Origin of the sequence: Kineococcus sp. NPDC059986, from assembly GCF_040702905.1 — a bacterium.
GTDB lineage: Bacteria > Actinomycetota > Actinomycetes > Actinomycetales > Kineococcaceae > Kineococcus.
In genome coordinates this window covers 63,740-88,384 of sequence record NZ_JBFBND010000018.1, presented here as the reverse complement: position 1 = coordinate 88,384, position 24,645 = coordinate 63,740, and the positions used below count along the sequence as shown (strand labels likewise).

Annotated in this window: 24 protein-coding genes, 2 pseudogenes and 1 riboswitch; of the genes and pseudogenes, 13 read left to right on the top strand and 13 right to left on the bottom strand. The window is 73.5% G+C overall.

Going from position 1 to position 24,645, the window contains the following annotated elements:
• Window positions 1-35 precede the first annotated feature (35 nt).
• From cofC to AB0637_RS14905, 3 genes and pseudogenes are all read left to right on the top strand, one after another.
• Entirely contained in the window at window positions 36-731 is a 696-nt protein-coding gene (gene cofC / locus AB0637_RS14915; protein ID WP_366173213.1) for a 2-phospho-L-lactate guanylyltransferase, read from the top strand.
• Between the two features lie 95 nt (window positions 732-826).
• Window positions 827-2,059 (top strand): annotated as a pseudogene (gene cofG, locus AB0637_RS14910) (7,8-didemethyl-8-hydroxy-5-deazariboflavin synthase CofG); the annotation flags it as partial.
• Between the two features lie 5 nt (window positions 2,060-2,064).
• Window positions 2,065-2,658: a suppressor of fused domain protein gene (locus tag AB0637_RS14905; RefSeq protein WP_366173212.1), complete on the top strand. Its 594-nt coding sequence runs from the start codon at window positions 2,065-2,067 to the stop codon at window positions 2,656-2,658.
• A gap of 15 nt (window positions 2,659-2,673) precedes the next feature.
• Here AB0637_RS14905 and AB0637_RS14900 read toward each other — a convergent pair whose 3' ends face one another.
• The 4 genes from AB0637_RS14900 to AB0637_RS14885 all read right to left on the bottom strand — a co-directional run bounded on the left by AB0637_RS14900 (window position 2,674) and on the right by AB0637_RS14885 (window position 6,118).
• Window positions 2,674-3,072, bottom strand: coding sequence for a hypothetical protein (locus AB0637_RS14900; RefSeq protein ID WP_366173211.1), 399 nt, complete (start codon window positions 3,070-3,072; stop codon window positions 2,674-2,676).
• A 194-nt stretch (window positions 3,073-3,266) separates the two neighbouring features.
• On the bottom strand, window positions 3,267-4,892 hold the full coding sequence (gene groL / locus AB0637_RS14895) for a chaperonin GroEL (protein WP_366173209.1): 1,626 nt from the start codon (window positions 4,890-4,892) through the stop codon (window positions 3,267-3,269).
• A gap of 348 nt (window positions 4,893-5,240) precedes the next feature.
• On the bottom strand, window positions 5,241-5,444 hold the full coding sequence (locus AB0637_RS14890) for a cold-shock protein (protein WP_106212766.1): 204 nt from the start codon (window positions 5,442-5,444) through the stop codon (window positions 5,241-5,243).
• 416 nt (window positions 5,445-5,860) lie between these two features.
• Entirely contained in the window at window positions 5,861-6,118 is a 258-nt protein-coding gene (locus tag AB0637_RS14885) for a DUF3263 domain-containing protein (protein WP_366173225.1), read from the bottom strand.
• A 215-nt stretch (window positions 6,119-6,333) separates the two neighbouring features.
• Between AB0637_RS14885 and AB0637_RS14880 the strand changes: the two genes are divergently transcribed.
• Together AB0637_RS14880 and AB0637_RS14875 are read left to right on the top strand one after the other, a co-directional pair.
• A complete protein-coding gene (locus tag AB0637_RS14880; RefSeq protein ID WP_366173208.1) occupies window positions 6,334-7,059 on the top strand; it encodes a uracil-DNA glycosylase in 726 nt (241 codons plus the stop codon).
• Between the two features lie 123 nt (window positions 7,060-7,182).
• The gene (locus AB0637_RS14875) at window positions 7,183-8,256 is read left to right on the top strand and encodes an aldose epimerase family protein (RefSeq protein WP_366173207.1); all 1,074 of its coding nucleotides are present in this window, start codon (window positions 7,183-7,185) and stop codon (window positions 8,254-8,256) included.
• A 64-nt stretch (window positions 8,257-8,320) separates the two neighbouring features.
• Here the strand turns inward: AB0637_RS14875 and AB0637_RS14870 are convergent, their stop codons facing one another.
• The 4 genes from AB0637_RS14870 to AB0637_RS14855 form a co-directional block, all read right to left on the bottom strand.
• Window positions 8,321-9,082, bottom strand: a complete 762-nt coding sequence (locus AB0637_RS14870; protein ID WP_366173206.1) for an SDR family NAD(P)-dependent oxidoreductase — start codon at window positions 9,080-9,082, stop codon at window positions 8,321-8,323.
• A 24-nt stretch (window positions 9,083-9,106) separates the two neighbouring features.
• Window positions 9,107-10,447, bottom strand: coding sequence for an MFS transporter (locus tag AB0637_RS14865; protein ID WP_366173204.1), 1,341 nt, complete (start codon window positions 10,445-10,447; stop codon window positions 9,107-9,109).
• Window positions 10,448-10,570: 123 nt separating this feature from the next.
• A complete protein-coding gene (locus AB0637_RS14860) occupies window positions 10,571-11,284 on the bottom strand; it encodes a GntR family transcriptional regulator (RefSeq protein WP_366173203.1) in 714 nt (237 codons plus the stop codon).
• A gap of 72 nt (window positions 11,285-11,356) precedes the next feature.
• Window positions 11,357-12,268, bottom strand: a complete 912-nt coding sequence (locus AB0637_RS14855) for a LysR family transcriptional regulator (protein ID WP_366173202.1) — start codon at window positions 12,266-12,268, stop codon at window positions 11,357-11,359.
• A gap of 66 nt (window positions 12,269-12,334) precedes the next feature.
• Here AB0637_RS14855 and add point away from each other — a divergent pair, with 66 nt between their 5' ends.
• Together add and AB0637_RS14845 are read left to right on the top strand one after the other, a co-directional pair.
• Window positions 12,335-13,351, top strand: coding sequence for an adenosine deaminase (gene add / locus AB0637_RS14850; protein WP_366173201.1), 1,017 nt, complete (start codon window positions 12,335-12,337; stop codon window positions 13,349-13,351).
• Window positions 13,352-13,536: 185 nt separating this feature from the next.
• Window positions 13,537-14,991, top strand: coding sequence for a cytosine permease (locus AB0637_RS14845; RefSeq protein ID WP_366173200.1), 1,455 nt, complete (start codon window positions 13,537-13,539; stop codon window positions 14,989-14,991).
• Between the two features lie 22 nt (window positions 14,992-15,013).
• Here the strand turns inward: AB0637_RS14845 and AB0637_RS14840 are convergent, their stop codons facing one another.
• The gene (locus tag AB0637_RS14840; RefSeq protein ID WP_366173199.1) at window positions 15,014-15,517 is read right to left on the bottom strand and encodes an OsmC family protein; all 504 of its coding nucleotides are present in this window, start codon (window positions 15,515-15,517) and stop codon (window positions 15,014-15,016) included.
• Window positions 15,518-15,592: 75 nt separating this feature from the next.
• Here AB0637_RS14840 and AB0637_RS14835 point away from each other — a divergent pair, with 75 nt between their 5' ends.
• From AB0637_RS14835 to AB0637_RS14815, 5 genes and pseudogenes are all read left to right on the top strand, one after another.
• Window positions 15,593-16,219, top strand: a complete 627-nt coding sequence (locus AB0637_RS14835; RefSeq protein ID WP_366173198.1) for a hypothetical protein — start codon at window positions 15,593-15,595, stop codon at window positions 16,217-16,219.
• Window positions 16,216-16,380 (top strand): annotated as a pseudogene (locus AB0637_RS14830) (DUF1737 domain-containing protein); the annotation flags it as partial. The gene AB0637_RS14835 and the pseudogene AB0637_RS14830, both read left to right, overlap by 4 nt.
• Before the next feature lie 92 nt (window positions 16,381-16,472).
• Window positions 16,473-16,583, top strand: a riboswitch (SAM riboswitch).
• 67 nt (window positions 16,584-16,650) lie between these two features.
• A complete protein-coding gene (locus AB0637_RS14825; RefSeq protein WP_366173197.1) occupies window positions 16,651-17,601 on the top strand; it encodes a MetQ/NlpA family ABC transporter substrate-binding protein in 951 nt (316 codons plus the stop codon).
• Window positions 17,598-18,629 carry a methionine ABC transporter ATP-binding protein gene (locus AB0637_RS14820; protein WP_366173196.1) on the top strand — a complete coding sequence of 344 codons (1,032 nt, stop codon included), beginning with the start codon at window positions 17,598-17,600 and terminating at the stop codon, window positions 18,627-18,629. The genes AB0637_RS14825 and AB0637_RS14820 overlap by 4 nt, the downstream gene beginning before the upstream one ends.
• A gap of 68 nt (window positions 18,630-18,697) precedes the next feature.
• The gene (locus AB0637_RS14815; RefSeq protein ID WP_366173224.1) at window positions 18,698-19,297 is read left to right on the top strand and encodes an ABC transporter permease subunit; all 600 of its coding nucleotides are present in this window, start codon (window positions 18,698-18,700) and stop codon (window positions 19,295-19,297) included.
• Between the two features lie 31 nt (window positions 19,298-19,328).
• On the opposite strand, the gene AB0637_RS14810 is transcribed toward AB0637_RS14815, so the two are convergent.
• The 4 genes from AB0637_RS14810 to AB0637_RS14795 all read right to left on the bottom strand — a co-directional run bounded on the left by AB0637_RS14810 (window position 19,329) and on the right by AB0637_RS14795 (window position 23,051).
• Window positions 19,329-20,045 carry a hypothetical protein gene (locus AB0637_RS14810; RefSeq protein WP_366173195.1) on the bottom strand — a complete coding sequence of 239 codons (717 nt, stop codon included), beginning with the start codon at window positions 20,043-20,045 and terminating at the stop codon, window positions 19,329-19,331.
• A gap of 78 nt (window positions 20,046-20,123) precedes the next feature.
• On the bottom strand, window positions 20,124-21,032 hold the full coding sequence (locus AB0637_RS14805) for a diacylglycerol kinase family protein (RefSeq protein ID WP_366173194.1): 909 nt from the start codon (window positions 21,030-21,032) through the stop codon (window positions 20,124-20,126).
• Between the two features lie 49 nt (window positions 21,033-21,081).
• On the bottom strand, window positions 21,082-22,350 hold the full coding sequence (locus AB0637_RS14800) for an amidohydrolase family protein (RefSeq protein WP_366173192.1): 1,269 nt from the start codon (window positions 22,348-22,350) through the stop codon (window positions 21,082-21,084).
• 62 nt (window positions 22,351-22,412) lie between these two features.
• Window positions 22,413-23,051 carry a helix-turn-helix domain-containing protein gene (locus AB0637_RS14795; RefSeq protein WP_366173191.1) on the bottom strand — a complete coding sequence of 213 codons (639 nt, stop codon included), beginning with the start codon at window positions 23,049-23,051 and terminating at the stop codon, window positions 22,413-22,415.
• Between the two features lie 146 nt (window positions 23,052-23,197).
• Between AB0637_RS14795 and AB0637_RS14790 the strand changes: the two genes are divergently transcribed.
• The gene (locus AB0637_RS14790) at window positions 23,198-24,628 is read left to right on the top strand and encodes an FAD-binding protein (RefSeq protein ID WP_366173190.1); all 1,431 of its coding nucleotides are present in this window, start codon (window positions 23,198-23,200) and stop codon (window positions 24,626-24,628) included.
• The last annotated feature ends 17 nt before the right edge of the window (window positions 24,629-24,645 follow it).

Genomic DNA, 24,645 nt, shown 5'->3' with positions numbered 1-24,645 from the left:
TTCCGGAAGTCCGGACCGTGGGAGAGGATCGCCCGGTGACGCACGTGAGCGGCTGGCGGGTCGTCGTCCCCGTCAAGGGCGGCGACGAGGCGAAGACGCGGTTGGCCCTGCCGCGCCGCCAGCGCCAGGACCTCGCCCTGGCGATGGCCCTGGACTGCCTCGCGGCGTGCCGGGACACCCCCGGTGTGGGTCTCGTCGTCTGCGTCAGCGACGACCCCGAGGTCCTCGCGGCCGTGCGCGCCGTGGGCGTCGGCACCGTCTCCCCCGGCCGGCCCGGGCTGGCGGTCGCCGTGGCGGCCGGGCTGGCCAGCGTCGAGCGCGGCCCGACGGCGGTGCTCCTCGGCGACCTGCCCGCGCTGCGGACGGCCGACCTGGCGGACGCGCTCGCGCAGGCGGGCCAGCTGCCGGGTCCCGCGCTCGTGGCCGACGCCGCGGGCTCGGGCAGCGTGCTGCTCGCCGACGCCGCCGGGAACGTCCCGCACCACTTCGGGCCGGACTCGGCCCGGCGGCACGTCGCCGCGGGAGCGGTCGCCCTGTCCGCGCCCCTGCCGTCGCTGCGCCGCGACGTCGACACCGTCGACGACCTGCGCTCGGCGCTGACCCTCGGGGTGGGCCCCCGCACGCGGGCCGCCCTGGCCCACGACCTGCCGGACATCTCGATCCCGGCCCACGACACGAAGGCCGTCCCGGCCCACGACCTCCCGGCCGACTGCGCCGGGCACCGCTGCTGAGACCCGGAGAGACGACACGCGTGAGCACCTCCCTGCCCGACCCCGTCCGCACGCGGCACGCCGCCCCACCCGAACCCGTCCCCACCCGCGAGGAGGTGGCGCTCGCGCTGGCGGCCGCCGCCCGCAGCGGCGACGACGGGTGGGACGACGACGGCGCCGAGCGGGAGCACGCACGCGTCCTCCTGCACGCCCGCGGGGACCAGCTCGAGGAACTCTGCGCGCTGGCCCGCCCCGTGCGGGACGAGACCCTCCGCCGCGCCGGTCGCCCCGGGACCATCACGTACTCGCGCAAGGTCTTCGTCCCCATCACGCGGTTGTGCCGGGACCGCTGCCACTACTGCACGTTCGCCACCGTCCCGGGGCGGTTGCCCGTGCTGTACCTGTCCGAGGAGGACGTCCTCGCCATCGCCCGCGAGGGCGCGGCGATGGGCTGCAAGGAGGCGCTGTTCACGCTCGGGGACGCCCCCGAGGACCGGTGGCCGGCCGCCCGGGCGTGGCTGGCCGCGCGGGGCTTCTCCTCGACCCTGGAGTACGTGCAGCACCTTGCCCGCCGGGTGCTGGACGAGACGGGGTTGCTGCCGCACCTCAACCCGGGGGTCATGTCCTTCGAGGCACTCACGACCTCCCGGCCGCTGGCCCCCTCGATGGGGATGATGCTCGAGACGACGTCGCGGCGGCTGTGGCTCGAACCGGGTCAGGTCCACTACGGCTCCCCCGACAAGGACCCCGACCTGCGGATGCAGGTGCTGCGCGACGCCGGCCGGGCCCGTGTCCCCTTCACCAGCGGGGTCCTGCTCGGCATCGGCGAGACGACGGCCGAACGCGTGGACTCCCTGCTCGCGCTGCGCGACGTCTCCCGCGGAACCGGTGCGCTGCAGGAGGTCATCGTGCAGAACTTCCGCGCCAAGGACGACACCGCGATGCGCGGGGAGGCGGACCTCGAGCACCCCGAGTACGTCGCGACCCTCGCCGTGGCCCGCCTCCTTCTCGGGGCGGACGTCTCGTTGCAGGCCCCGCCGAACCTGTCCGAGCCCGGTCAGCGCGAACAACTCCTGTCCGCCGGCGTCGACGACTGGGGCGGGGTCTCCCCCCTCACACCGGACCACGTCAACCCGGAACGACCGTGGCCGCAGCTGGACGACCTCGCGGCGACGACCCGGGCGGCGGGGTTCCGGCTCGCCGAACGGCTGACGGCGCACCCGCGGTTCGTCCTCGACGCGCTCGCCGGGCGCGACACGTGGATCGCCCCGGAACTGCACGCGGCGGTCGCGGCGCTCGCGGACCCGCTGACGGGGTTGGCCCGCGAATCCGCACGACCCGTGGGACGGGCGGCGTGAGCGTCCCCGCACCGCCGCCCACCGACGCCGAGGTGCGGATGGCGCGCTTCGTCGGCGAACAGCTCGTGCCGGACGGCCGCCCGCAGATCGAGGAGTTCCTGAACCGGGACGAGACGCTGTCGCTCGACGTGCTGACGGCCGTCGACGCCCCGGCACCCGGGTTCACCTCGGTGTCCACGCTCTCGATGCACCGCTCCCCCAACCTCGTGGCGGGCACCGACGTCCGCGTCGAGCTCGTCACCGTGCTCGAGAACGTGGAGGAACGCCTCGCGACGGGTCTGCTCGTGGCGTCGGCGTTCGCGGCCCTCGGCGAACCCTGGCCGCTGTCGCCGGCGACGGTGTTCCCCGGGATCGTGGCCGACCTGCTCGGCGGCCGGACCGAGCACCTGCTCTTCACCTCGCCCGGGAACTTCCCGCGGTTGTCGCGGTACCGCCTCGAACCGGGGGTGGACGTGCACTGGCTGCAGGCCGTCCCCGTCCACGAGAGCGAGCGGAGGTTCCTGCTCGAGCACGGGCTGGACGCGCTGGAGGAGCGCTTCGAGGCCGCCGAGGTGCCGTTCTACGACGTGACGCGCGACGCCGTCGTCTGACGTCCGTCAGCTGCCTCATCCGGGCAGCAGCCGGTCCGGCGCCTTGGCGGCCCAGGCGTCCTGGACGGCGGTCTCGAGGTCGGCCGCGCCGATCTCGTCGAGGGCGACGAGGTAGGCCGCGTACCCCTCGAAGTGCTCCATGTCGAAGACTCCCGGCGTGCCCTGCGCGAGCACCGCGGTCTTCTCGGCCAGGTCCGCGCACGCCAGGGCGAGGACGGGCCCCGGCGTCGGGTCGATCCCGGCGGTCTTGAAGCGTTTGCGGTCGGCCCCCGTGAACGGCCGTTCCCAGGCGAACGCCTTTCCCGCGACGTTCCACACCCGCGTTCCGCGCCGTTCCGTCTCGGTCGTCTCGGCGAGCCCCGCCGCCACGCGCGCCACGTCGTCGAAGGTCGCCTTCTCCCCGGAAGTCGTCACCCTCCGCACGCTAACGGCCCCACCCCCGCGCGGAAAACACTCTTTCCGCCCGAGAAAGCGCCTTCTGAGGGCGGAAAGAGTGTTTTCCGCGCGGGGTGGGGGGGTCGGGAAAGGAGGGGGGAACGCCACGAGGGCGGCCTCCCGAACGGGAGACCGCCCTCGCGGGTGGTGCTGGTGCTACGGAGAGGCGGGACTCAGAAGTCCATGCCGCCCATGCCACCGTCGCCGGCCGGGGCCGCAGCGGCCTTCTCCGGCTTGTCGGCGATGACGGCCTCGGTGGTGAGGAAGAGCGCCGCGATGGAGGCGGCGTTCTGCAGCGCGGAGCGCGTCACCTTGACCGGGTCGTTGATGCCGGCGCCCAGCAGGTCCACGTACTCGCCCGTCGCGGCGTTGAGGCCGTGACCGGTCGGCAGGTTGCTGACCTTCTCGGCCACGACGCCACCCTCGAGACCGGCGTTGATCGCGATCTGCTTGAGCGGGGCCTGGATGGCGACCTTGACGATGTTCGCGCCGGTCGCCTCGTCACCGACGAGCTCGAGCTTGTCGAAGGCCAGCACGCCGGCCTGGATGAGGGCCACGCCACCACCGGCGACGATGCCCTCTTCGACGGCCGCCTTCGCGTTGCGGACGGCGTCCTCGATGCGGTGCTTGCGCTCCTTGAGCTCGACCTCGGTCGCCGCGCCGGCCTTGATGACGGCCACGCCGCCGGCCAGCTTGGCGAGACGCTCCTGGAGCTTCTCGCGGTCGTAGTCGGAGTCGCTGCGCTCGATCTCGGCGCGGATCTGGCCCACGCGGCCGGCGATGGCGTCGGCGTCGCCGGCACCCTCGACGATCGTGGTCTCGTCCTTGGTGACGACGACCTTGCGGGCGCGGCCCAGCAGGTCGAGGTCAGCGGTGTCGAGCTTGAGGCCGACCTCCTCGGAGATGACCTGGCCACCGGTGAGGATGGCGATGTCGCCGAGCATGGCCTTGCGGCGGTCGCCGAAGCCCGGGGCCTTGACGGCCACGGACTTGAAGGTGCCGCGGATCTTGTTGACGACCAGGGTCGCGAGGGCTTCGCCCTCGACGTCCTCGGCGACGATGACGAGCGGCTTGCCCGACTGCATGACCTTCTCCAGCAGCGGGAGCAGGTCCTTCACCGTGGAGATCTTGGAGTTGAGGATGAGGATGTAGGGGTCCTCGAGCTCGGTCTCCTGACGCTCCGCGTCGGTGACGAAGTAGGGCGAGATGTAACCCTTGTCGAAGCGCATGCCCTCGGTGAGCTCGAGCTCGAGCCCGAAGGTGTTGCTCTCCTCGACGGTGATGACACCTTCCTTGCCGACCTTGTCGAGCGCCTCGGCGATGAGCTCGCCGATGGAGGCGTCACCGGCGGAGATCCCGGCGGTGGCCGCGATCTGCTCCTTGGTGGTGACCTCCTTGGCCGCGGCGAGCAGCTGCTCGGTCACGGCCTCGACGGCCTTCTCGATGCCGCGCTTGAGGCCCATCGGGTTCGCACCCGCGGCCACGTTGCGCAGACCCTCGCGGACGAGCGCCTGGGCGAGGACGGTGGCGGTGGTCGTGCCGTCGCCGGCGACGTCGTCCGTCTTCTTGGCGACTTCCTTGACGAGCTCGGCCCCGATCTTCTCGTAGGGGTCCTCGAGCTCGATCTCCTTGGCGATGGAGACACCGTCGTTGGTGATCGTGGGGGCGCCCCACTTCTTCTCCAGGACGACGTTGCGGCCCTTGGGGCCGAGCGTCACCTTGACCGCGTCGGCGAGCTGGTTCATCCCGCGCTCGAGACCACGACGGGCCTCTTCGTCGAAGGCGATGATCTTGCTCATGCCTGGTGTTCCTCCCAGAAGACGGGCGGTGGGTGGTCGGAACGGCGCCCGCGACGGACGACCAGCAGCCCCGGGGTCACGTCCCCCGGCGCCCGCAGGCCTCACCGGTCCGGCCGGGGAGCTTCGCTCCCGGGTCGAGTTGTCACTCTCGACTCGAGAGTGCCAACGCCAATGTTGGCACTCTCCCCCCTCGAGTGCAAACCCCGGGCACCCGTCCGCCGTCGGTGGACGACCCCGGAGCGCACCGGTCCCGGACGCGCGGAGGCCCGGGGCGGTCGTCACCACCCCGGGCCTCGGGACGTCCCTGCGGCGGGCGCCAGGCGCGCCGGCCGCTGCGTCAGCTGCGCGTCAGAGCGCGCGGACGCTCTCGGCCTGCGGACCCTTCTGCCCCTGGCCGACCTCGAACTCGACCCGCTGGCCCTCCTCCAGGGCCCGGTAGCCGTCCGCCACGATCGCGGAGTAGTGGACGAACACGTCGGCACCACCGTCGTCGACGGTGATGAAGCCGTATCCCTTCTCGGCGTTGAACCACTTCACGGTGCCCTGAGCCATTGCCTTCTCCTGGTGCTGCAGCGAGCGGAAGACGCCTCCGGCACGCGCCGGACACGGGTCTCACGCTGCCCGCGGCCACGAGGCCGTGGGCCAGGTCCGATGTGCGCTCCCGGGGAGGGTGTGCTCCTCGAACTGATCGACCGAGGCTCAGATTAGTGGGGGGGAGGGCGCGTCGGACAAGGTTCGAGCAACCTCGTCTTCACGAAAAGGTCACGACACCCACGCTCAGAGAGCGCGGTTCACAACACCCAGCAATGGCTCGATCACGCTTCTCAATCCAATGACCGCGGCAGTGACGAGCACGGCCGCGACGAGGAGCCACACCAGCACGAGCACGGCGACACCGGCGGGACCGCGCCGCGTGCGGTGAGCACCACGGCGCGCGGCCAGCTGGCGGGGCCGGTGGCCCCGACCGCTCAGGGCTGCACGCCCAGACGACGGGCGGACCGGGCGCGCTGGCGGCTCGAGCGCATGCGGCGCAGCCGCTTGACGAGCATCGGGTCGTGCGCCAGGGCGGCCGGGGAGTCGATGAGCGCGTTGAGGAGCTGGTAGTACCGCGTCGGGGAGAGGTCGAAGAGCTCGCGCACGGCCTGCTCCTTGGCGCCGGCGTACTTCCACCACTGGCGCTCGAAGGCGAGGATCTCGGCGTCGCGGCGGGTCAGCCCCTCGGGCAGCTCGGTGGGCGCACCCGTGCCCTCGTCCGCGTGGTCCCCGGCGTGCGCGTCGGGCTCGATCCGTGCCGTCGCGTCCCAGCGCTCCACGTTCCACCCCTCTCGACCGAGCCCCCGAACGGCAGCTCGCGGGGCGAGTCTAGGAGGGCATCACACCCGTGTCATTCACCCCCGCCCGCGCGCCGGTCACGGGCCCCCGGCTGGGTACCGTCCCACCCGTGACTGCCGACCCAGCCGCCCCACGCCCCCCCGCGCGGTACCCCTCGACCGCCGCGGACCCGGCCGGTCTCGGGCTCGACGACCTCGACCCCGGGTGGGCGCAGGCGCTGGCCCCGGTGCGCGCCGACCTCGAGCGGATCTCGGCGGCCCTCGCGGCCGAGACCGAGCCGTGGCTGCCCGCCGCGGGCGACGTCCTGCGCGCGTTCCGGCAGCCGTTCGGGGGTGTGCGCGTCCTGCTCGTGGGCCAGGACCCCTACCCCACGGCCGGCCACCCCGTCGGGCTGAGCTTCGCCGTCGACCCGCACGTGCGGCCGTTGCCGCGCAGCCTCGTCAACATCGGCCGCGAACTGCGCGACGACGTCGGCGTCGAGCCGCCCGTCCACGGCGACCTGTCGTCGTGGACCGACGCCGGCGTGCTCCTGCTCAACCGCGTCCTCACCGTCCGCGCGGGCAGCTCCGGCTCGCACCGCAAGCTGGGGTGGCAGGCCGTCACGGACGCCGCCGTCCGCGCTCTCGCCGCCCGGGGTGGGCCGCTCGTCGCGCTGCTGTGGGGCAAGGACGCGCAGCAGGTGCAGCCGCTGCTGGACGGCGTGCCCGTCGTCGCGGGCGTGCACCCGAGCCCGCTGTCGGCCTCGCGCGGGTTCTTCGGCTCCCGCCCCTTCAGCCGCGTCGACGCGCTCCTGCGCGAGGCCGGCGGCGACGGGATCGACTGGCGCCTCGCCTGACCGGCCGCCTCCGGCGTCCGATCGTCGGCACCTCGCTGTCGATCATCGACAGCGAGGTGCCGACGATCCGGACCCCGCGCGGCCGCGTGCGGTCGCCGGCGAGGCGTAGGGCACGATCGGCCCATGACGTCCCCCACGGTGCAGCGCAGCCCCTTCGGCCGAACCCGACGCGGTGAACCCGTCGACCGCTGGGAGCTGCGGCTGCCCTCGGGCGCCTCCGCCGCCGTCCTCACGCGCGGGGCCACGCTGCAGCAGGTGCGCGTCCCCGACGCGCGCGGTGAGCTCGGCGACGTCGTCGTCGCGCTGCCGGACGTCGCCGCGTACGAGGCCGCCGAGGGCTACCCCGGCGCGAGCGTGGGTCGCGTCGCGAACCGGCTGGCGGGCGGACGGTTCACGCTCGACGGCACCGGGTACACCGTGCCGCTCAACGACGGCCCGAACGCCCTGCACGGCGGGGTGGAGGGTTTCGACCAGCGGATGTGGACGGCGCAGGAGACCGAGGTGGACGGCGTCCCGGCGGTCCGGTTCTCCCTGACGAGCCCCGACGGCGACATGGGGTTCCCCGGCACGCTGCAGGTCTCCTGCACGTACTCGCTGCGCCAGGACGGCGACGCCGTCACCCTGCGGCTGGACCACCACGCCACCACGGACGCGCCGACGCCGGTGAACCTCACCAACCACGCCTACTTCGCTCTCGACGGCGTGGGGTCCGTGGAGGACCACGTCGCCCACGTCGCCGCCTCGCGGTACCTGCCCGTGGACGGGAACCTCGTCCCGACCGGCGAACTGGCCCCGACCGCGGGCACCCCGTTCGACTTCTCCACCCCCACCCGCATCGGGGACCACCTGCGCGACGCCGACGAGCAGCTGCTGCGCGCCGGCGGCTACGACCACTGCCTCGTCCTCGACGGGCCCGGCGCGTTCCGCGAGGTGGCCTCGGTCCACGGGCCGCGGTCGGGTCGCACCGTGCGGGTCCGCACCGACCTGCCGGGGCTGCAGTTCTACACGGGCAACTTCCTCACCGGCGCGTGGCGCACGCTGGAGGGCCGTCCCGTCCGGCAGGGCGACGCGCTGTGCCTGGAGACGCAACTGCTGCCCGACGCGGTGAACCAGCCCGCGCTCGCCGCCCTCGGCGACCCGGTGCTGCGGCCGGGCGCGGAGTTCGCCACGACGACCGAGTACGTGTTCTCCGTCTGACCCCGCGACGCCGAACGCCGAACGCCCTCCCCGGGGTCCCCGGGGAGGGCGTTCGCGCACGACGTCAGTTGATGTGCTTGCCGCCGTCGACCTGGTAGCTCGCGCCGGTGACGAACCCGGCCTCCTCGGACAGCAGGAACGCGACCATGGCGGCGATGTCGGCGGGGGTTCCGACGCGCCCGACGGGGATGCCCGCGGACATCGCGGCCTTGCGCTCGTCGGTCAGCGTCCCGCCCATGATGTCGGTGTCGATGGGCCCGGGCAGGATCGCGTTCGCAGTGATGCCGTGCGGCCCGAGTTCGCGGGCCGCACCGCGGGTCAGCCCGAGGACGGCGGCCTTGGCCGCGGCGTAGGAACTCTTCGAGAACGTCCCGCCCCCGTCGACCGCGGTGATGGAGGAGGTGTTGACGATGCGCCCCACCCCGACCTCGATCATCCGGCGGGCCGCGGCCTGGATCATCAGCAGCGACCCGGTGGCGTTGACGGCCATCGTCCGGTTCCAGCCCTCGAGGGTGAGTTCCATGAGCGGTGTCGGGTCGGCGATGCCCGCGAGGTTCACGAGCCCGACGACCGGCGGGAGCGAGGCGTCGAACTGCGTGAACGCGTCCGCGACGGAGTCGGGCGAGGCGATGTCGGTGACGGCACCGTGGACCTGCGCGCCGGCGTCGGACAGTTCGCGGGTGATCTCCTCGACACCGGTGGCGGAGATGTCGACGAGGCCGAGGCTCCAGCCGTCCTTCGCGAGGCGGCGGGCCACGACGCGGCCGATGCCGCGCGGGGCGCCGACACCGGTGACGACGGCGGTGCGGCGGGTGGGGAACTCCATGGTGGTCTCCAGGGTGTGGTGGGGTCAGCGGACGGCGTCGGCCGTGACCGCGGGGGCGTCGGCGGGAGCGGTGCGCAGGAACCGCGTGCCCAGCAGGAGGAGTGCGCCCAGGACGGCCATGCCGGCCAGCGCGAACAACCCGGCGGTGGTGGAGTCGAACGTCTCCTCGGCCCAGACGCGGATGTTCGGGGCGATGAACCCGCCGAGGTTCCCGAGGCCGTTGATGAGACCGAACCCGGCCGCGAGCGCGGCCCCGCTGAGGTAGCGGGTGGGCAGGGTCCAGAACAGCGGCTGGCAGGTGACGAAACCGATCGCGGCCACGCACAGGGCCAGCATCGCGACGACGGCGTTCCCCGCGACGGCCGAGACGGCGATGCCGATCCCGGACAGGACGAGCAGCGCCGCACCGATCTCGCGGTGCCGGCCGCTGCGGTCGGCGAACCGGGGCAGGACGGCGATCGTGACGAAGGCGCACGCCCACGGGATCGCGGTGAGCAGACCGACCGAGAACCCGACCTCGCGACCCGTGATCGTCGCGACCTGGGTCGGCAGGAAGAACGTGAGCCCGTAGACCGCGGCCTGGATGCACAGGCAGATGAGGCAGAAGTACAGGACGCGGGGGTTCAGCAGGGCCTTGGCCCAGCCCTGGTGACCCCCGACCGCGGCGCGGTCGGCGTTGTCGGCCTCGAGCCGGGCCAGCAGCGCGTCGCGTTCGGCGTCGGGCATCCACGCGGCCTTCGAGGGGCGGTCGGTGAGGTAGAACACCGCGACGATCCCGACGACGACGGCCAGGAGGCCCTCGACCATGAACAGCCACTGGTACCCGGCCAGGCCCGCGGCGCCGTCGAGTTCGAGGAGCCCGCCGGACAGCGGACCGCCGACGATGTTGGCCAGCGGCAGCCCCATCTGGAACAGGCCGGTCGCGAAGGCGCGGCGGTCCTCGGGGAACCAGTAGGTGAGGTACAGCAGCACGCCGGGGAAGAACCCGGCCTCGGCGACGCCGAGGAGGAACCGCAGGACGTAGAACATCGTCTCGCCCTGCACGAACATGAACCCCGTGGCGATGATGCCCCAGGTCACCATGATCCGGGCCATCCACCAGCGGGCCCCGACCTTGTGCATGATCAGGTTGCTGGGCACCTCGAACACGGCGTAGCCGACGAAGAACAGGCCCGCGCCCAGCGCGTACGCGGCGGCGGACAGGCCGATGTCGGCCTCGAGCTCCTCCTTGGCGAACCCGACGTTGCTGCGGTCGAGGAACGCGATCACGTACATGAGCAGGAGGAACGGGATGAGCCGCTTCACCGAGCGGCGGACGGCGGAGTCGACCAGTGCGGTCTGCTCCGGGGTGGCGGGTGCGGTCACTGACTGCTCCTGACAACGTCTTCGTTCACAGAGGTCCTACGGGACGGTCACAGCCGCCAGACGGCAGGAAACATCCAATAGGATCTAGGTGTCAAGTGGGCGGCGCGCCGTCCACGGGGGCGGTCAGGCCCCCGGAACCCGTCCCAGGCCGGCAGCCGCGCTGTCCGCGATCGCCCGCGACCGCACGGCTTCGAGGTGCTCACGCATGCTCTCCGCGGCCGCCGCGCCGTCGCGCGCCCGCAGGGCCCGCACGAGGGCCTCGTGCTCCTCGATCGCCATCTCCGCATCGGTGACGCCGTCACCCACCAGCCGCAGCCGGAAGCGCTGCACCTGCCCGTTGAGCGCCTCGAAGGCGTCGGCCAGGAAGGCGTTGCCGCCCGCGCGGTTCACCAGCCGGTGGAACTCGTTGTCGGCCCGGTGGTAGTCCTGGTAGTCCGCGAACGACGGGCCCTTCGGCGCGGCCACCATGCGCCGGACCGTGTCCTGCAACCGCTCCAGCAGGTCCGCGTCGACCCTCGCGGCCGCCGCGGCCGCGTTGTGGCACTCCAGCAGCAACCGCGCGTCCATGAGCTCGTCGACCTCCTGCGGCGCGAGCAGTCCCGCGACGCGGTACCCCCGCATGGCCACCCGCTCGACCAGCCCCGTGCGCTCGATCCGCGCCATCGCCTCGCGCACGGGCGTCGGGGACACCCCCAGTTCACGGGCCAGGCCGTCGATGCTCAGGGGTTCACCAGGTCCGGCGTGGCCGTCCATGAGCCACGCCAGCAGCGAGGAGTGCACCGAGTCCGCCAGCGATTCCCGGGCAGGGGCGGTCGGCGGGACGGTGCGGGGAGCCACCGACGGATCCTAACCAGGCGCGGACGTGACCCGGCCGGGACGGGAGCCGGCCGGTGCGGGACCCGACGGCTCTCAGAACGAGGACAGCAGGTCGGCGACGACGGGCCGCTGGTCGTCCGCGAGCGCCACGAGGTGCAGGGCGAGAGGTTCGAGGTCGCGCAGCGGGACGAAGACGATGTCGTCGGAGCGGTGCGCCGCAGCCACCGTCGAGGACGTGATGGCCATGGCCCGGCCGGTGGCGACGACGGCCAGCATCTCCTCGACCGTCGTCGCGGGTGGACCCACCGCGACGGGCGAGGCCCCCGAGGGACGCGGGTCGACGAGCCAGACGTCGCGGTCGCTGCCCGCGTCGACGATGGGCTCGTCGTCGAGTTCGGCGACGGACAGGGAGGCGGCGCCGGCCAGGCGGTGCCCGGCGGCGAAGACCGCCACCCGGTCGACGTCGCTGACGTGGGCGGTGCGCAGCCCCGGCCCCGGCTCCTGACCGGGCTGGAGGTGCAGGAACACGACGTCGACGCTGCCGTCGGACAGGTCGCGCAGTTCCCGGCCCCACGGGACGTGCCGCAGGACGACGTCCAGCTGCGGGCTCTCGTGCGCGGCCTCGACGAGCCGGGTCGAGACCCAGCGCGGGGTCGAGGTGCCGATGCCGACGGTCACCCGTTCCCGCTCCCCCGCCTCGGCGATCCGGCGGGCGCGGGCCAGTGCCCGGTCGAGGACCTCGGTGACGTGGGCGGCGTCGGCGAGCAGCGCCTGCCCGGCCGGGGTGAGCGCGGACCCCTCGCGCGCGACACCCCGCGCGTCCCGGACCACGAGCCGGCCCCCGACGATGCTCTCCAGCCGCGCGATCGCCTGGCTCAGCGCGGGCTGGGACACCTGCAGGGACGCCGCGGCCGTCGTGAAGCTCCGCTCGCGGGCGACCGCGCTGAGGTAGCGCAGCGACCGCGCGTCGAGTTCACCGGAACCCCGTCCCGACCGCTCATCCACAGCCTGGATGTTGGCAGAAGGCGGTCTTGTGCGACACGGTGGGTCCGGAGTCCCTACGTTGGCCCGGTGCCGTCCACTCGGTCGCTGACCGCGCTGCCCAAGGTCCACGTCCACGCGCACCTGGACGGCTCCTACCCGCGGGAGGCCGTGCTGGCGCTGGCGCGGCGGCGGGGCGTCGAGGTCGACCTGCCCCAGCGGTCCGGCGCGTTCGGCGGACCGGACGGCTGGCACGACGTGTGGGAGTTCTTCGCGGCGTACGGTCGCGTCCCGGCCCTGGTCGAGGACCTCGACGACCTGGCCGAGTTGTGCCGGGCCCTCGTCGCCCAGGAGGCCGCGCAGGGCGTCGTCTACCTCGAACCCGCCGTCGAACCGCAGTTGTACGCCCCGCGCCTGGGCAGCCTGCGCGACGTCACACGCGTGGTGCTCGAGGCGTTCGCCGACGCCGCCACCCGCCACGGCGTCGAGGTCGGAGCCCTGGTCACGGTGAACACCGACCAGGACGAGGCCGTCGCCGGTGAGCTCGCGGCCGTGGCGGTCGAGTTCGCGGGGGCCGGGGTCACGGCGTTCGGGACCGCGGGTTTCGAGGAACCGTCGGACCTGCAGCGGTTCGCGCCGCACGCGGCCCGCGCCCGCGCCGCCGGACTGCCGGTCGTCGCTCACGCCGGGCAGACCGGCGGCTGGGAGTGCGTGGCCGAGGCCGTCGACGTCCTGGGGGCCACCCGGATCTCCCACGGGGTGCGGTCGGTGGAGAACCCGGAGTTCGTGCAGCGCCTCGTCGAGGCGGGGGTCGTCCTGGACGTCGCCCCGGTCTCGAACGTCGCGTTGGGGATCGTCCCCGACCTCGCCGCGCACCCGGCGCCGGTGCTGCACCGCGCGGGCGTCGGGGTGACCCTCAACGCCGACGACCAGTTGTGGTTCGGCCGCGGGGTCAGCGACCAGTACGCCGTCGCCCGCGACGTGTGGGGGTTCTCCGACGCCGACCTCGCCGCGGTGGCCGGGCACGGGTTGCGCATCGAGGGCATGAGCGCCCGCACCCGGCAGGTGTTCGGGTCCGGCCTGGCGGCCTGGCTGGAGGACGACTGAACGACCCGCCTCCGAGGAGGCCCGCGCGCGCGACCCAGGCCGTACGCTTCGTCCGGTGAGCGTCGGGGCGGGCCGCAGCAGGCTGCCCGCCGACCACCCGGCGGCGTGGGTGCGGCGCTCGACCCGAGAGGCGGGGTGAGCGGACCGGTGGTCCTGGGCGAGTGCACGAACGGCGGGGGCCCGCGGTGAGCGAGGTCCCGGCGGTCCCGACGACCCGCGTCGGCGGGGTGGACGTCGAACTCAACGGTGTCAACGCCGTCGGCGAGGACGAGCGGCACGGCCGTCCCCGCGACCTGTTCTGGCCCTGGTTCGCGGCCAACGTCTCCGTCCTGGGCGTCAGCTACGGCTCGTTCGTGCTGGGCTTCGGCATCTCGTTCTGGCAGGCGACCGGGGTGTCGGTGGCCGGCGTGGTCCTGTCCTACGTCGTCGTCGGCCTCGTCGCCATCGCCGGCAAGCGGGGGTCGGCGCCGACGATGACGTTGTCCCGAGCGGCCTTCGGCGTCCACGGCAACCGGCTGCCGTCGCTGGTGTCGTGGCTGCTGACGCTGGGGTGGGAGACGTCCCTGGCCGCCGTCGCCGTGCTGGCGACCGCGACCGTCCTGGACCGGCTCGGCGCCGGCGGCGGGACGGGCACCAAGCTCGTGGCGCTCGTCGTCGTGGTCGGGCTCATCGTGCTCGGCGGCACGCTCGGCTTCCGGGTCATCATGCGGATGCAGCGGTGGATCACCGTCGTGACCGCGGTCCTGACGGTGCTCTACATCGTCTTCGCGGCCGGTTCCGTCGACCTCGACGCCGTCCTCGCCCTGCCCGCCGGGGACACCGCGGCCGTCGTCGGGGCGTTCACCATGGTCGTCACCGGGTTCGGTCTCGGCTGGGCCAACGCGGCCGCCGACTACTCCCGCTACCTGCCGCGGGAGGCCTCCAGCGGTGGCGTCGTGCTGTGGACGACGCTGGGGTCCTCCCTCGGACCGGCCGTGCTGCTCGTCTTCGGGGCCCTCGTCGTGGGTTCCCAGCCGGGTCTGAGCGACGCCGTCGCCAAGGACCCCGTGGGTGCGCTCACCGGCATCCTGCCGACCTGGTTCCTCGTGCCGTTCGTCGTCGTCGCCGTGCTCGGCCTCGTCGGCGGGGCGGTCATGGACATCTACTCCTCCGGCCTCGCCCTGCTGAACGTCGGTCTGCGGGTGCCGCGGCCGGTGGCCGTCCTCGTCGACGGGGCGCTCATGGCGGCCGGCGCCGTGTACATCGCCTTCTTCTCCGCCGACTTCCTCGTCCCGTTCCAGGGGTTCCTCATCACCCTGGGCGTGCCCATCGCCGCGTGGGCCGGGATCTTCCTGGCCGACCTCGCCACGCGCCGGACCGGGTACGCCGAGGCAGAGCTCCTCGACCCCCGCGGCCGCTACGGCGCTGTGCGCCCCCTCGCCCTGGTCACGATGGTCCTCGCCACCGTCGTCGGCTGGGGGCTGGTGACGAACGGCGGCGCGAGCTGGCTGACGTGGCAGGGGTACCTGCTCGGGCCGATCGGCGGCCGCGACGGCGAGTGGGCGTACGCCAACCTCGGCGTGCTGGTCGCCCTCGTGCTCGGGTTCGTCGTCGTGGCCGTGGCCGGGCGGGGCGAGGTGCGCCGGCAGGAGCGCCGCTGAGGTGCCCCCCGCCCCGGGTGCGTCAGCCGCGCCGGACGGTGACCTTCGGCGGCGTCTGCAGCGTCTGGGCGATGACGCAGTAGCGCTCGGCCAGCGTGATCATCTTCTGCTCCGTCGCCTCGTCGGCGTCGGAGGTGAAGTCGAAGGTGATGGTCACGTCGGTGATCCCGACGGGCACCTCCCGTGCCACCCCGAGGGTGCCGCGGGCGTCCCAGTGCGCCTCGGCGGTCACGGAGGCGTTGCGCAGTTCGACGCCCATGGCCGTCGCGACGCTGCGCAGGGTCACCCCCGCGCACGCGGCCACGGCCTCGCAGAGCATGTCGGCCGAGCACGCCTCGGTGCCGTCGCCACCGGCGGCGGGGTGCAGACCGGCGCGGGTCGTCCCGGCGAACCCGTCGACCGAGACCCCGATGGACTGCCCGTCGAGCACGGCGACGGCCTTGGCCGGCACCAGCGCCTTGGCCGGATCCTCCCGGTAGGAGTCCTTCAACGGCTTCTGCAGGGCCCTGAGCTCGGTCGAATCCACCGGGGAAGCTTAGGCCCGGAGGTGGTACGACCCGCAACCTGCCCGCCCCCCGACCGGTCCAGCACACTGGGCCGCGTGAAGTGGACCACGGCCCTGAAGACCCTCGAGGACGTCGCCGACCGTTGCGCGCACATGCAGCGCCAACCCGAGGGGATCGTGCGCCTGCGGGTGGCCGAGGCGTGGGTCTTCGGCGACCTGCTCGGCCCGCGCCGCGACGACCTGCCCGAGGCCGACGGGGTGCAGGTCGCACTCGTGACGAACGCGGCCGAGGAGGACAGCGCCGCGGGCACGCTGCCGCCGGCGGCGGGCCACTGGCTGGCCGCGTCCGGGCTGGAGACGAAACCCGTCGTCCTGTGGTTCCGCTCGGACCAGGCACCCGTGTGGAACCACGTCGTGGACCGTCCGGTCCGGTTCTGGACGGCGCAGGACGGCCTGGACCACGACGTGCTGGTGCAGCTGCGCGGGGGTGACGGCGAGTCGCTGCGTCCCCCGGCGCCCTCCCCCGCCGAACTCCACGACCGGTTGGTCGCGGAGCGCCGGGTCGGGGTGGAGGCGTTGCGCCGCACGGCGAACGAGTACGACGAGAAGCGCTGGTCGCCGGGTTCGCCGAAGAAGCGCGGGGACGCCCTGGCCGACGCCGCCCTGGGTCTGCTGGCCGTCGAGGACGCCCTCGAGCGGGTCCGGGCTACCCTGCCGGAGTGAGCGAGGAGAAGCTGAGCTACCGCCTGCTGACCGGCCCGGACGACCGCTCGTTCTGCGAGAAGGTGAGCGCCGCCCTCGCCGACGGGTACGTCCTGCACGGCAGCCCGTCGCTCACCACGACCGACGGCCGGACCGTCGCCGCACAGGCCGTCGTGCTCCCCCACGTGGTCGTCCCCCCGCCGTCGCGCAGCTGACGGGCCGCCGGAGAGGAGCTCGCCCCGACCACTCCGGAACCGGTGCTAGGGTTTCACCAGGTCATGAGTGACAGCGTCAAGCCCTGGCTCGCTGTCCGGCAACCCTCCCCCGCGGCGGGGTGCCCCAGGTGAAGACCTGGCCGGACGATCCCGTCCGGCAAGCGCGGACGACCGGACCCGTCGATCACGGCAGTGCTGAACTCCGCGCGCCCGCCGAACGACTCCCGGAGTGATCGCGTGTCCAACGCCCCCGTCCTGCCCGACAAGCCCCGGCGCCGTGGTCTCCTCATCGGCCTGGTCGCCGCCGTGATCGTCGTGATCGTCGTGGTCGTCGCCGTCGTCCTGGGCACCCGTGACGACACCGCGACCACCGCGGCCGGCGGTGGCACCCCCGCCAAGACCGTGAAGATCGGTGTCGCCGACGCCTCGCTGAAGTACTGGTCGACGTACAGGGAGCTCGCGAAGTCGAAGCTGAACGTCGACGTCGAACTGGTGAACTTCTCCGACTACACGCAGCCGAACCCGGCGTTGTCGCAGGACCAGCTGGACCTCAACCAGTTCCAGCACATCCAGTACCTCGCGAACTACAACGCGACCTCCGGCGACGACCTGCAGCCCGTCGGAGCGACGGCCGTGTACCCCCTGCCGCTGTACTCGCTCACGGCGAAGTCCGCCGCCGAACTGCCCGCCGACGCCCAGGTCGCCATCCCCAACGACGCGATCAACGAGGCCCGCGGCCTGCTCGTCCTGCAGAGCGCCGGTCTGGTGACGCTGAAGGACGGCGGCACCGCCTTCTCCAAGGTGAACGACATCGAGTCGGCGAAGGTGAAGGTGACGACCGTCGCCGCGGACCAGACCGCCTCGGCCCTGCAGTCCGGTTCCGTGGCCGCCGCGATCGTCAACAACAACTACGCCACCAAGGCGAAGCTGCCGACGAGCGACATCATCGTCAAGGACGACCCGAGCGACCCAGCTGCGGCGCCCTACGTCAACATCTTCGCGTCTCGCAAGGCCGACACCGGGAACAAGACCTACCTCGACCTGGCGGCGCTGTGGCACGACCCGGCCGTGCAGGAGGTGTTCCTGCAGGAGAACCCGGGCGCGGTCGTCCAGGACACCTCCGCGGCGGACCTGCAGAAGGAACTCACCGAGGTCGAGGCCGACGCGAAGGCCGCCGCGGGCAAGTGAACACGCTCATCTCGCTGACGGACGTCAGCAAGACCTTCGACCGTCGTGGCGGCGCGTCCGTCACGGCGGTCGACGGCGTGTCCCTCGACGTGGCCGAGGGCGAGGTCCTCGCGGTCATCGGGTACTCCGGCGCAGGGAAGTCCACCCTCGTCCGGCTCGTCAACGCGCTCGAGAAGCCGACCGCGGGCAGCGTCCGCGTCGCCGGCCAGGACCTCACGACGTTGTCGGAAGGGGAACTGCGCCAGGCCCGCTCCCGCATCGGGATGATCTTCCAGCAGTTCAACCTGTTCCGGTCCCGGACGGTCGCCGGGAACGTCGCCTACCCGCTGAAGGTGGCGGGCGTCGCGAAGGCCGAACGGGACCGGCGCACCGCCGAACTGCTCGACTTCGTCGGCCTGCTCGACCGCGCGCACGCCTACCCAGAACAGCTGTCCGGCGGTCAGAAGCAGCGCGTCGGCATCGCCCGCGCGCTCGCCACCAACCCGCCGCTCCTGCTGTGCGACGAGGCGACGAGCGCGCTGGACCCCGAGACGACGACCGAGGTGCTCTCGCTCCTGCGACGCGTCAACACCGAACTCGGCGTCACCATCGTCGTCATCACCCACGAGATGGAGGCCGTCCGGCAGATCGCCGACCGCGTCGCCGTGATGGAGCAGGGGCGGGTGGTGGAGGTCGGGAACGTCTACGACGTGTTCTCCGACCCCCAGACCCCTGCGGCGCAGCGCTTCGTGCGCAGCGCGACGCACGACCGGCCCTCGGCGGACACGGTCGCGCGCTTGCGCGCGCACCACCCGGGCCGACTCGTGAGCGTCCGCATCACCGACGAACCGGGACTGCAGCAACGCGTCGACTCGGCGTTCCGGCAGGAGGAGGTCACCGCCGAACTGGTCTACGGCGGGGTCTCGGAGATCCGCGAACGCCGGGTCGGTTCCCTGACCTACGAACTGACCGCACCCCGGGAGGGGGCGGTCGACGCCGCCCTGCGGGAGCTGGCCGCGGCCGGCGTCCACACGGACGAGGAGGCCTGAGCGTGGACTTCAGCGGATTCCTCGACACGATCGACGTCTTCGAGGCCGCGGTCTGGCAGACCCTGCTCATGGCGGTCGTCTCGCTCGTCGTGTCCGGCGTGATCGGTCTGGCGCTCGGGACGGCGCTGTACGCCACCCGCCCCGGCAACCTCTACGGCAACCGGTTCGTGTTCGGGCTCATCGGGTTCGTGGTCAACCTCGTGCGCCCCATCCCGTTCGTCATCTTCCTGGCCGCCATCACACCGCTGCAGATGGCCGTCGTCCGCACGACGATCGGGACGACGGCCGTGACCTTCGCGATCTCGCTCGCCGCGGCCTTCGCCGTCGCGCGCATCGTCGAGCAGTCGCTGGTGAGCGTGGACCCGGGGGTCGTGGAGGCCGCCCGCGCCGTCGGCGCCTCCCGGTTCTCCATCCTCGTCGGCGTCGTCCTCCCCGAAGGCCTCGGACCGCTGATCCTGGGGTACACGTTCATCTTCATCGGCATCGTCGACATGACGGCACAGGCCGGGATCGTCGGCGGCGGCGGTCTGGGCGAGTACGCGATCAGCTACGGCAAGCAGCAGTACGACTACGGGATCATCTACGTCGCCGTCGCGGCGATCATCGTGATCGTGCAGGTGGGGCAGGTCCTCGGGAACCGGTTGGCGCGCGGCGTCATGCGGCGCTGAAGCGGACCCTCGAGCTGCGCAGCCGGACTGCTCAGGTCCGGCTGCGCAGCTCCCCACCCGCGGGGACGTGCAGGACGCGCTCGCCCGAGGAGGCCGCGTACCGCGCGACCGCGTGGAACGCGACGGCCACGCCGGTCATCTCGAAGAACTCCTCGGCGTGGTACTCCAGGACGAACGGGAACGACGTCCTCGACCAGCCGGCGCTGAGCAGCGCGCTGCCGACCACCTCCAGGGCCACCGCGCCGAGGAGGAAGACGGCACCGCCGGCCAGGAGTTCGGCGGCGACGGGGCGCGGCAGGGACAGCAGCAGCGGGAACATCACCACCACGAAGACGGCCACGACGGGGAGGGCGAGGAACACCCACCCGAAGCGGAAGATCCCGTCGCTGCGGCCGGCGAGGTCGTGGAAGACCGCGTTGAGCTGCTCGTGCAGCTGCGCCACCTCGTCGACGGAGACGTAGAGCAGGGCGGCCCCGCACAGCAGCCAGGCCACCGGGCGGCCGCCGCGACGGCCGCGGTCCCGACGCGAGAGGTGGAAGCACAGGAGGGCCAGCAGCCCCACCTGGAAGCTGGACCACCAGGTGGGCACGTTGCCCTCGCGGTCGAGGTCGAGCGCCGCCTGGGGCCGCCCCAACCGCCCCCACCCGAGGTAGGCCACGTCGCTGATCGCGCTGAGGAGCAGCAGGACGACCGCGACACCGACGAGCACGCGCAGCACCGTCGAGGCGCGCAGGGAGAAGGTGACCACGGAGACTCCACGTCGAGGCGGCGGGCGATGCGTGAACAGGGTGTCACACGCGCACCACCTCCGGGACCGAGTCACGGATCAGGTGGGGCAGACGACCTGCCAGACGTCGGCGTGCATCTCGAAGCGCTCCGACGTCTGGTGGTCGGTGACCTCCCCGTCGGAGTTCAACCGGAACGTGCCGGACTCGGCCGTGATCTCGACGACCTTGCCCGCCGCCGTCGTGACGTCCTGCCGCTCGACGTGGACGCCGCGCCGCAGACCGGCCGCGAACCCGAGCCGCGCGAACGGGCCCGTGGACGTGCTCACCACGACGTCGGCGACCCCGTCGTGCGGGTCGGCGCCCGGCACGAGGGGGTTGCCGCCGCCGATCGTGCCGCCGATGCCGATGCCGACCATGAGGACGGGTTCGGGACCCGGCACGACGACCTGACCGTCCACCTCGACGCGCAGGCGGAAACCCCGGCCCGCGCTGATCCCGGCCCAGGCGGCCCCGACGGGGTAGGCCAGCGCCTTCAACCCCTTCTTCAACCGCTGCGCCTTCGCGGTCGCCGACGCGCCGATCCCGGCGTGCACGGTGTTCACGGTGATGCGGTCCCGGGAGTCGACGAGCAGTTCCAACCCGCGGGGCCGCCCGGTGGCGACGACCCGGGCCGCGGCCACGGGGTCCAGCGGCAGCCGCAACGAACGGGCCAGGTCGTTGCCCGTGCCGAGCGGGACGATGCCCAGCGGCCCGACCTCCCACGCCCGGCCGGCGTCCCAGAGCAGTTGCAGCGCAGCGTGCAGGGACCCGTCGCCGCCCATGAGGACGATCCGCCGCCCGCCCGCGCCCAGCAGCGCGTCGCGCAGTTCGTCGAGCCCCCCGGTGCGGCGCAGCTCCACGGCGCCGGTGCGGCCGAGCTCGCCGACGACGGCGTCCACGGCATCGGCCTTGGCCGACCCGGCCCCCGCGTTGACGAGGGCGAGGAAGCTCTGGTCCTGGTCGCTCACGCCGGGGTCAACGTCCGGCGAGGTCCCGGGGTGCCGTGCGTGGCGCGCGTCACAGCGGGGTCCACGCCCCGTCGTGTCCCAGGACCTCGCCGCGCCCGTCCCACCGGTAGACCGACCGGCCGCCGAGGACGACGTGCAGGGCGCGGGACATCACGTCGAGGGGGTTGCCGGACCAGACGACGACGTCGCCGTCCAGGCCGGGGGTGAGGGAACCGACGCGGTCGTCGAGACCGAGGATGCGGGCCGGGTTGAGGGTGAGCGCGCGCAGGGCCTCGTCGGGGTCCAGCCCCTCCTTGACCGCGAACGCCGCCGAGACGGGCAGGTACTGGATCGGCACGACCGGGTGGTCGGTCGTCAGCGCGACCTCGAGTCCGGCCCCGGCCAGCAGCCCGGCGACGGCCAGCGAGCGGTTCCGCAGCTCGGGTTTGGACCGCGACGTGAGCAGGGGGCCGACGACGGCCGGCAGGCCGCGCTCGCGCAGCAGGTCCAGGACGAGGTGGCCCTCCGTGACGTGGTTGAGCACGAGCCGGTGGCCGAACTCGTCGGCCAGCCTCACGGCGGTCGCGATGTCGTCGGCGCGGTGGGCGTGCTGGTGCCAGAGGAGCTCCCCCGCCAGGACCCGGGCCAGCACCTCCGCGTCGCGGTCGCTCCCCGTCACCGGGCCCGGGCGCTCCCCGGCGGCGAGCGCACGGTCCCGGTCCGCCGCGAAGCGTTGCGCCGCAGCGAAGGCGTCCCGCAGCGCCGCGGCCACACCCATCCGGGTCCCCGGGCCGCGCCCACCCGAGGAGTTCTTCTTGGGGTTCTCCCCCAGCGCGCTCTTCACGCCCAGGGGCGCGCGCAGGAGCATCGCGTCGACCGTGGCGCCCCACGTCTTCAGGGCGCTCGTCTGACCGCCGACGACGTTCGCCGAGCCCGGGAGCACCGCAACCGTCGTCACCCCGGCGCTCAGGGCGTCGCCGAAACCCCGATCGGCGGGATCGACCCCGTCCCAGGTGCGCAGCCGCGCCCCGCGGGGTTCGCCCTTCTCGTTGACGTCCGCGCCCTGCCAGCCCTCCCCCTCGGCGTGCACCCCGAGGTGGGTGTGCGGGTCCACGAAACCGGGCAGGACCCAGCACCCTGCGGCGTCCACGACGGGCACACCGGACGGGACGGGCACCCCGGGACCCACGGCGGTGATGCGCCCGTCACGGACGAGGACCGTGCCCCGGACCAAGCCACCGCGCCACTGCGGGTCGAGGGTGAGGACGTCACCGCCGACGACGGCGACGTCACGCGGCGCGGGCGTGGGCGACGAGGGGGTCTGGCGGGAGGGGGTCACGCCGGTCACTGTCGCAGCCCGGCCGGGACCGCGCCCACCCGTGCGGACGTGGGTCCTGGCGGTCAGGCCGTGAGGCTGCCGGTGGTGTGGTCGTCGAGGACGTCCTCGACGGCGCGCAGGGCCTGCCGGACGAGCCAGGCCTCGGCCCGCTCCCCGTCCCAGCCGCGGTCGCGCACGAGCAGCGCGTAGGCGCGGAACCCGAAGTAGAACCAGAGGACGTCCAGGACCTCGCGGTGGACCTGCGGCCGGTCGGTGAGGTCGAGGATGCGGCGCACGCACCGGTCGACGTCGGCCTCGTACCCGTCGCGGACCTCGAGCACGCGCGCGGCCACGGCGGGTTCGTGCGGGGCGGTCGTCAGGACCACCTCGATGACGTCGCCCCACTCCTCGCGGATCCGGCCGACCCCGGCCGAGAGCTCGGCCAGCACGTCCTCGACGCGGTGGCAGCGGTCGACTCCCTCGAGCGCCTCCCGGACGGCCGGCGTCGTGGACCAGGCCTCGACGAGCTCGAAGAGCAGACCCTGCTTGCCGCCCGTCGTGGCGTAGACGGTGGCCGGCGCCACCCCCGCGAGGCGGGCGATCTGCTCGACGGTCGTGGTGAAGTAGCCCTGCTCGGCGAACAGCCGGCGGGCGGCGTCCACGACGGAGGAGCGGTTCGCCCGCGCGACCTCGGCGCGGCGGCCGTCGGGCGGCAGGGGCACGGCGAAGAGGTTACCCGACGCACCGAACCGTTGCGGCGCAGCGGCCCCGCCCTCCTCGCGGCGTTCACCGGAGTTGCACTCCGGTGAACCGGTCGGAGAGGATCGCTCCACGGCTGGCTCACAGCCGGGGGGGAAGGGACGGTCGCGTGCGGTTCGGTCGCGTGCAGGACGGCGTCGTCGAGGCGGTCGTCCGGGAGCTGCAGGACCGCATCCCGGACGGACGGGTCGTCGACGACCCCGCGGCCCTCGACGAGGCGTGCCGACTGCCCACCACGGCCCCCCGCACCCGTCCCGCCGTCCTCGTCCGCTGCCGGGACGGGGCGGACGTCGGACTGGCGGTCCGGACCGCGGGTGCGGCGGGACTGCCGCTGTCCGTCCTCGGCCGGGGCCACGACTGGGCGGGGCGCTCCCTCGTCGCCGGCGGGGTCGTCGTCGACGTGCGGGACCTGCGGCAGGTCACCGTCGACCCCGCGGCGGCCACGGCCCACGTGGGCGGCGGGGTGAGCAGCCTCGACGTGGCGGCCGCGGCCGCCCCGCACGGTCTGGTGCCGGTCACCGGGTGGCGCGGAGGGGCCGGGCTCGTCGGCCTCAGCCTGGGCGGGGGCTACGGACCGCTCGCCGGTCGCGCCGGTCTCGCGGCCGACAACCTGCTCGGCGCCGTCGTCGTGCTCGCCGACGGACGCAGCGTCGACACCGACGAGGACCCCGACCTGCTGTGGGCCCTGCGCGGTGGCGGCGGGAACTTCGGCGTCGTCGTGTCGGCCCGCCTGGCGCTGCACCGCGCCCGCGTCCTCGTGGGCGGGACGCTGGTCTACCCGTGGTCGCAGGCCCGGTCCGTGCTCGGGGGTCTGGGAGACCTGCTGCGGTCGGCACCCGACGAGCTGACGGTGCGGTCGGGCGTCCGCCGGGACCGCGCCGGCCGGTCGGTCGTCGTCGTGCAGCCGGTGTGGTCGGGTGATCCGGCCGCCTGGACGCACCGACCCGGTCCGGTGCCGGAACTGCGGGCGCTCGGGACGCCCGTGGTCGACGACGTCGCACCGCTGTCGCTCGTCTCGCTCCTCGGCGACGAGGACCGTGCCCTGGAACCGGACGGGCCGGGCCGGCAGGAGGTGGTGCGCACCCGCACCCTCGAACGGCTCGACGCCCCCACGGTGCGCGCGCTCCTGGAGGCCGGGGAGACGCTGCCGTCCCCGGGCTCGCGGGTGTGGCTGCACGACTTCCACGGCGCGGCCGACCGCGTCGACCCCGCATCCTCGGCACTGCCGCTGCGCCGACCGCACCTCGTGGCGGAGGTCGTGGCGAGCTGGGAAGACGGCGACCACGCTGCAGGGCAGCGGATGTGGGCCGACCGGGTGGGGGCCCGACTGGCCTGGACCGCCCTCGGGGGCGGGAGCGTCAACCTCCTCGGGCCCGACGAGCACCCCCAGATCGCCGACGTCTACGGCCCCAACACCGTCCGGCTGCTCGAGCTGAAGGCGCGCTACGACCCCGAGGGCGTCTTCCGGGCCACCCCCCTGCCGGTCCCCGACGCGGCCGAGCCTGTGTGTCGTCTGGAAGCCGGCCAGGAAGCGGGTTAGCCTCGGGGCCACGTTGA

Excerpts from the sequence above, each read along its gene's own strand:
- AB0637_RS14815 (WP_366173224.1), top strand. The coding sequence starts at position 18,698 with ATGGCGGTCGTCTCGCTCGTCGTGTCCGGCGTGATCGGTCTGGCGCTC.
- AB0637_RS14875 (WP_366173207.1), top strand. The coding sequence starts at position 7,183 with ATGACGTCCCCCACGGTGCAGCGCAGCCCCTTCGGCCGAACCCGACGC.
- AB0637_RS14870 (WP_366173206.1), bottom strand. The coding sequence starts at position 9,082 with ATGGAGTTCCCCACCCGCCGCACCGCCGTCGTCACCGGTGTCGGCGCC.
- AB0637_RS14890 (WP_106212766.1), bottom strand. The coding sequence starts at position 5,444 with ATGGCTCAGGGCACCGTGAAGTGGTTCAACGCCGAGAAGGGATACGGC.
- groL (WP_366173209.1), bottom strand. The coding sequence starts at position 4,892 with ATGAGCAAGATCATCGCCTTCGACGAAGAGGCCCGTCGTGGTCTCGAG.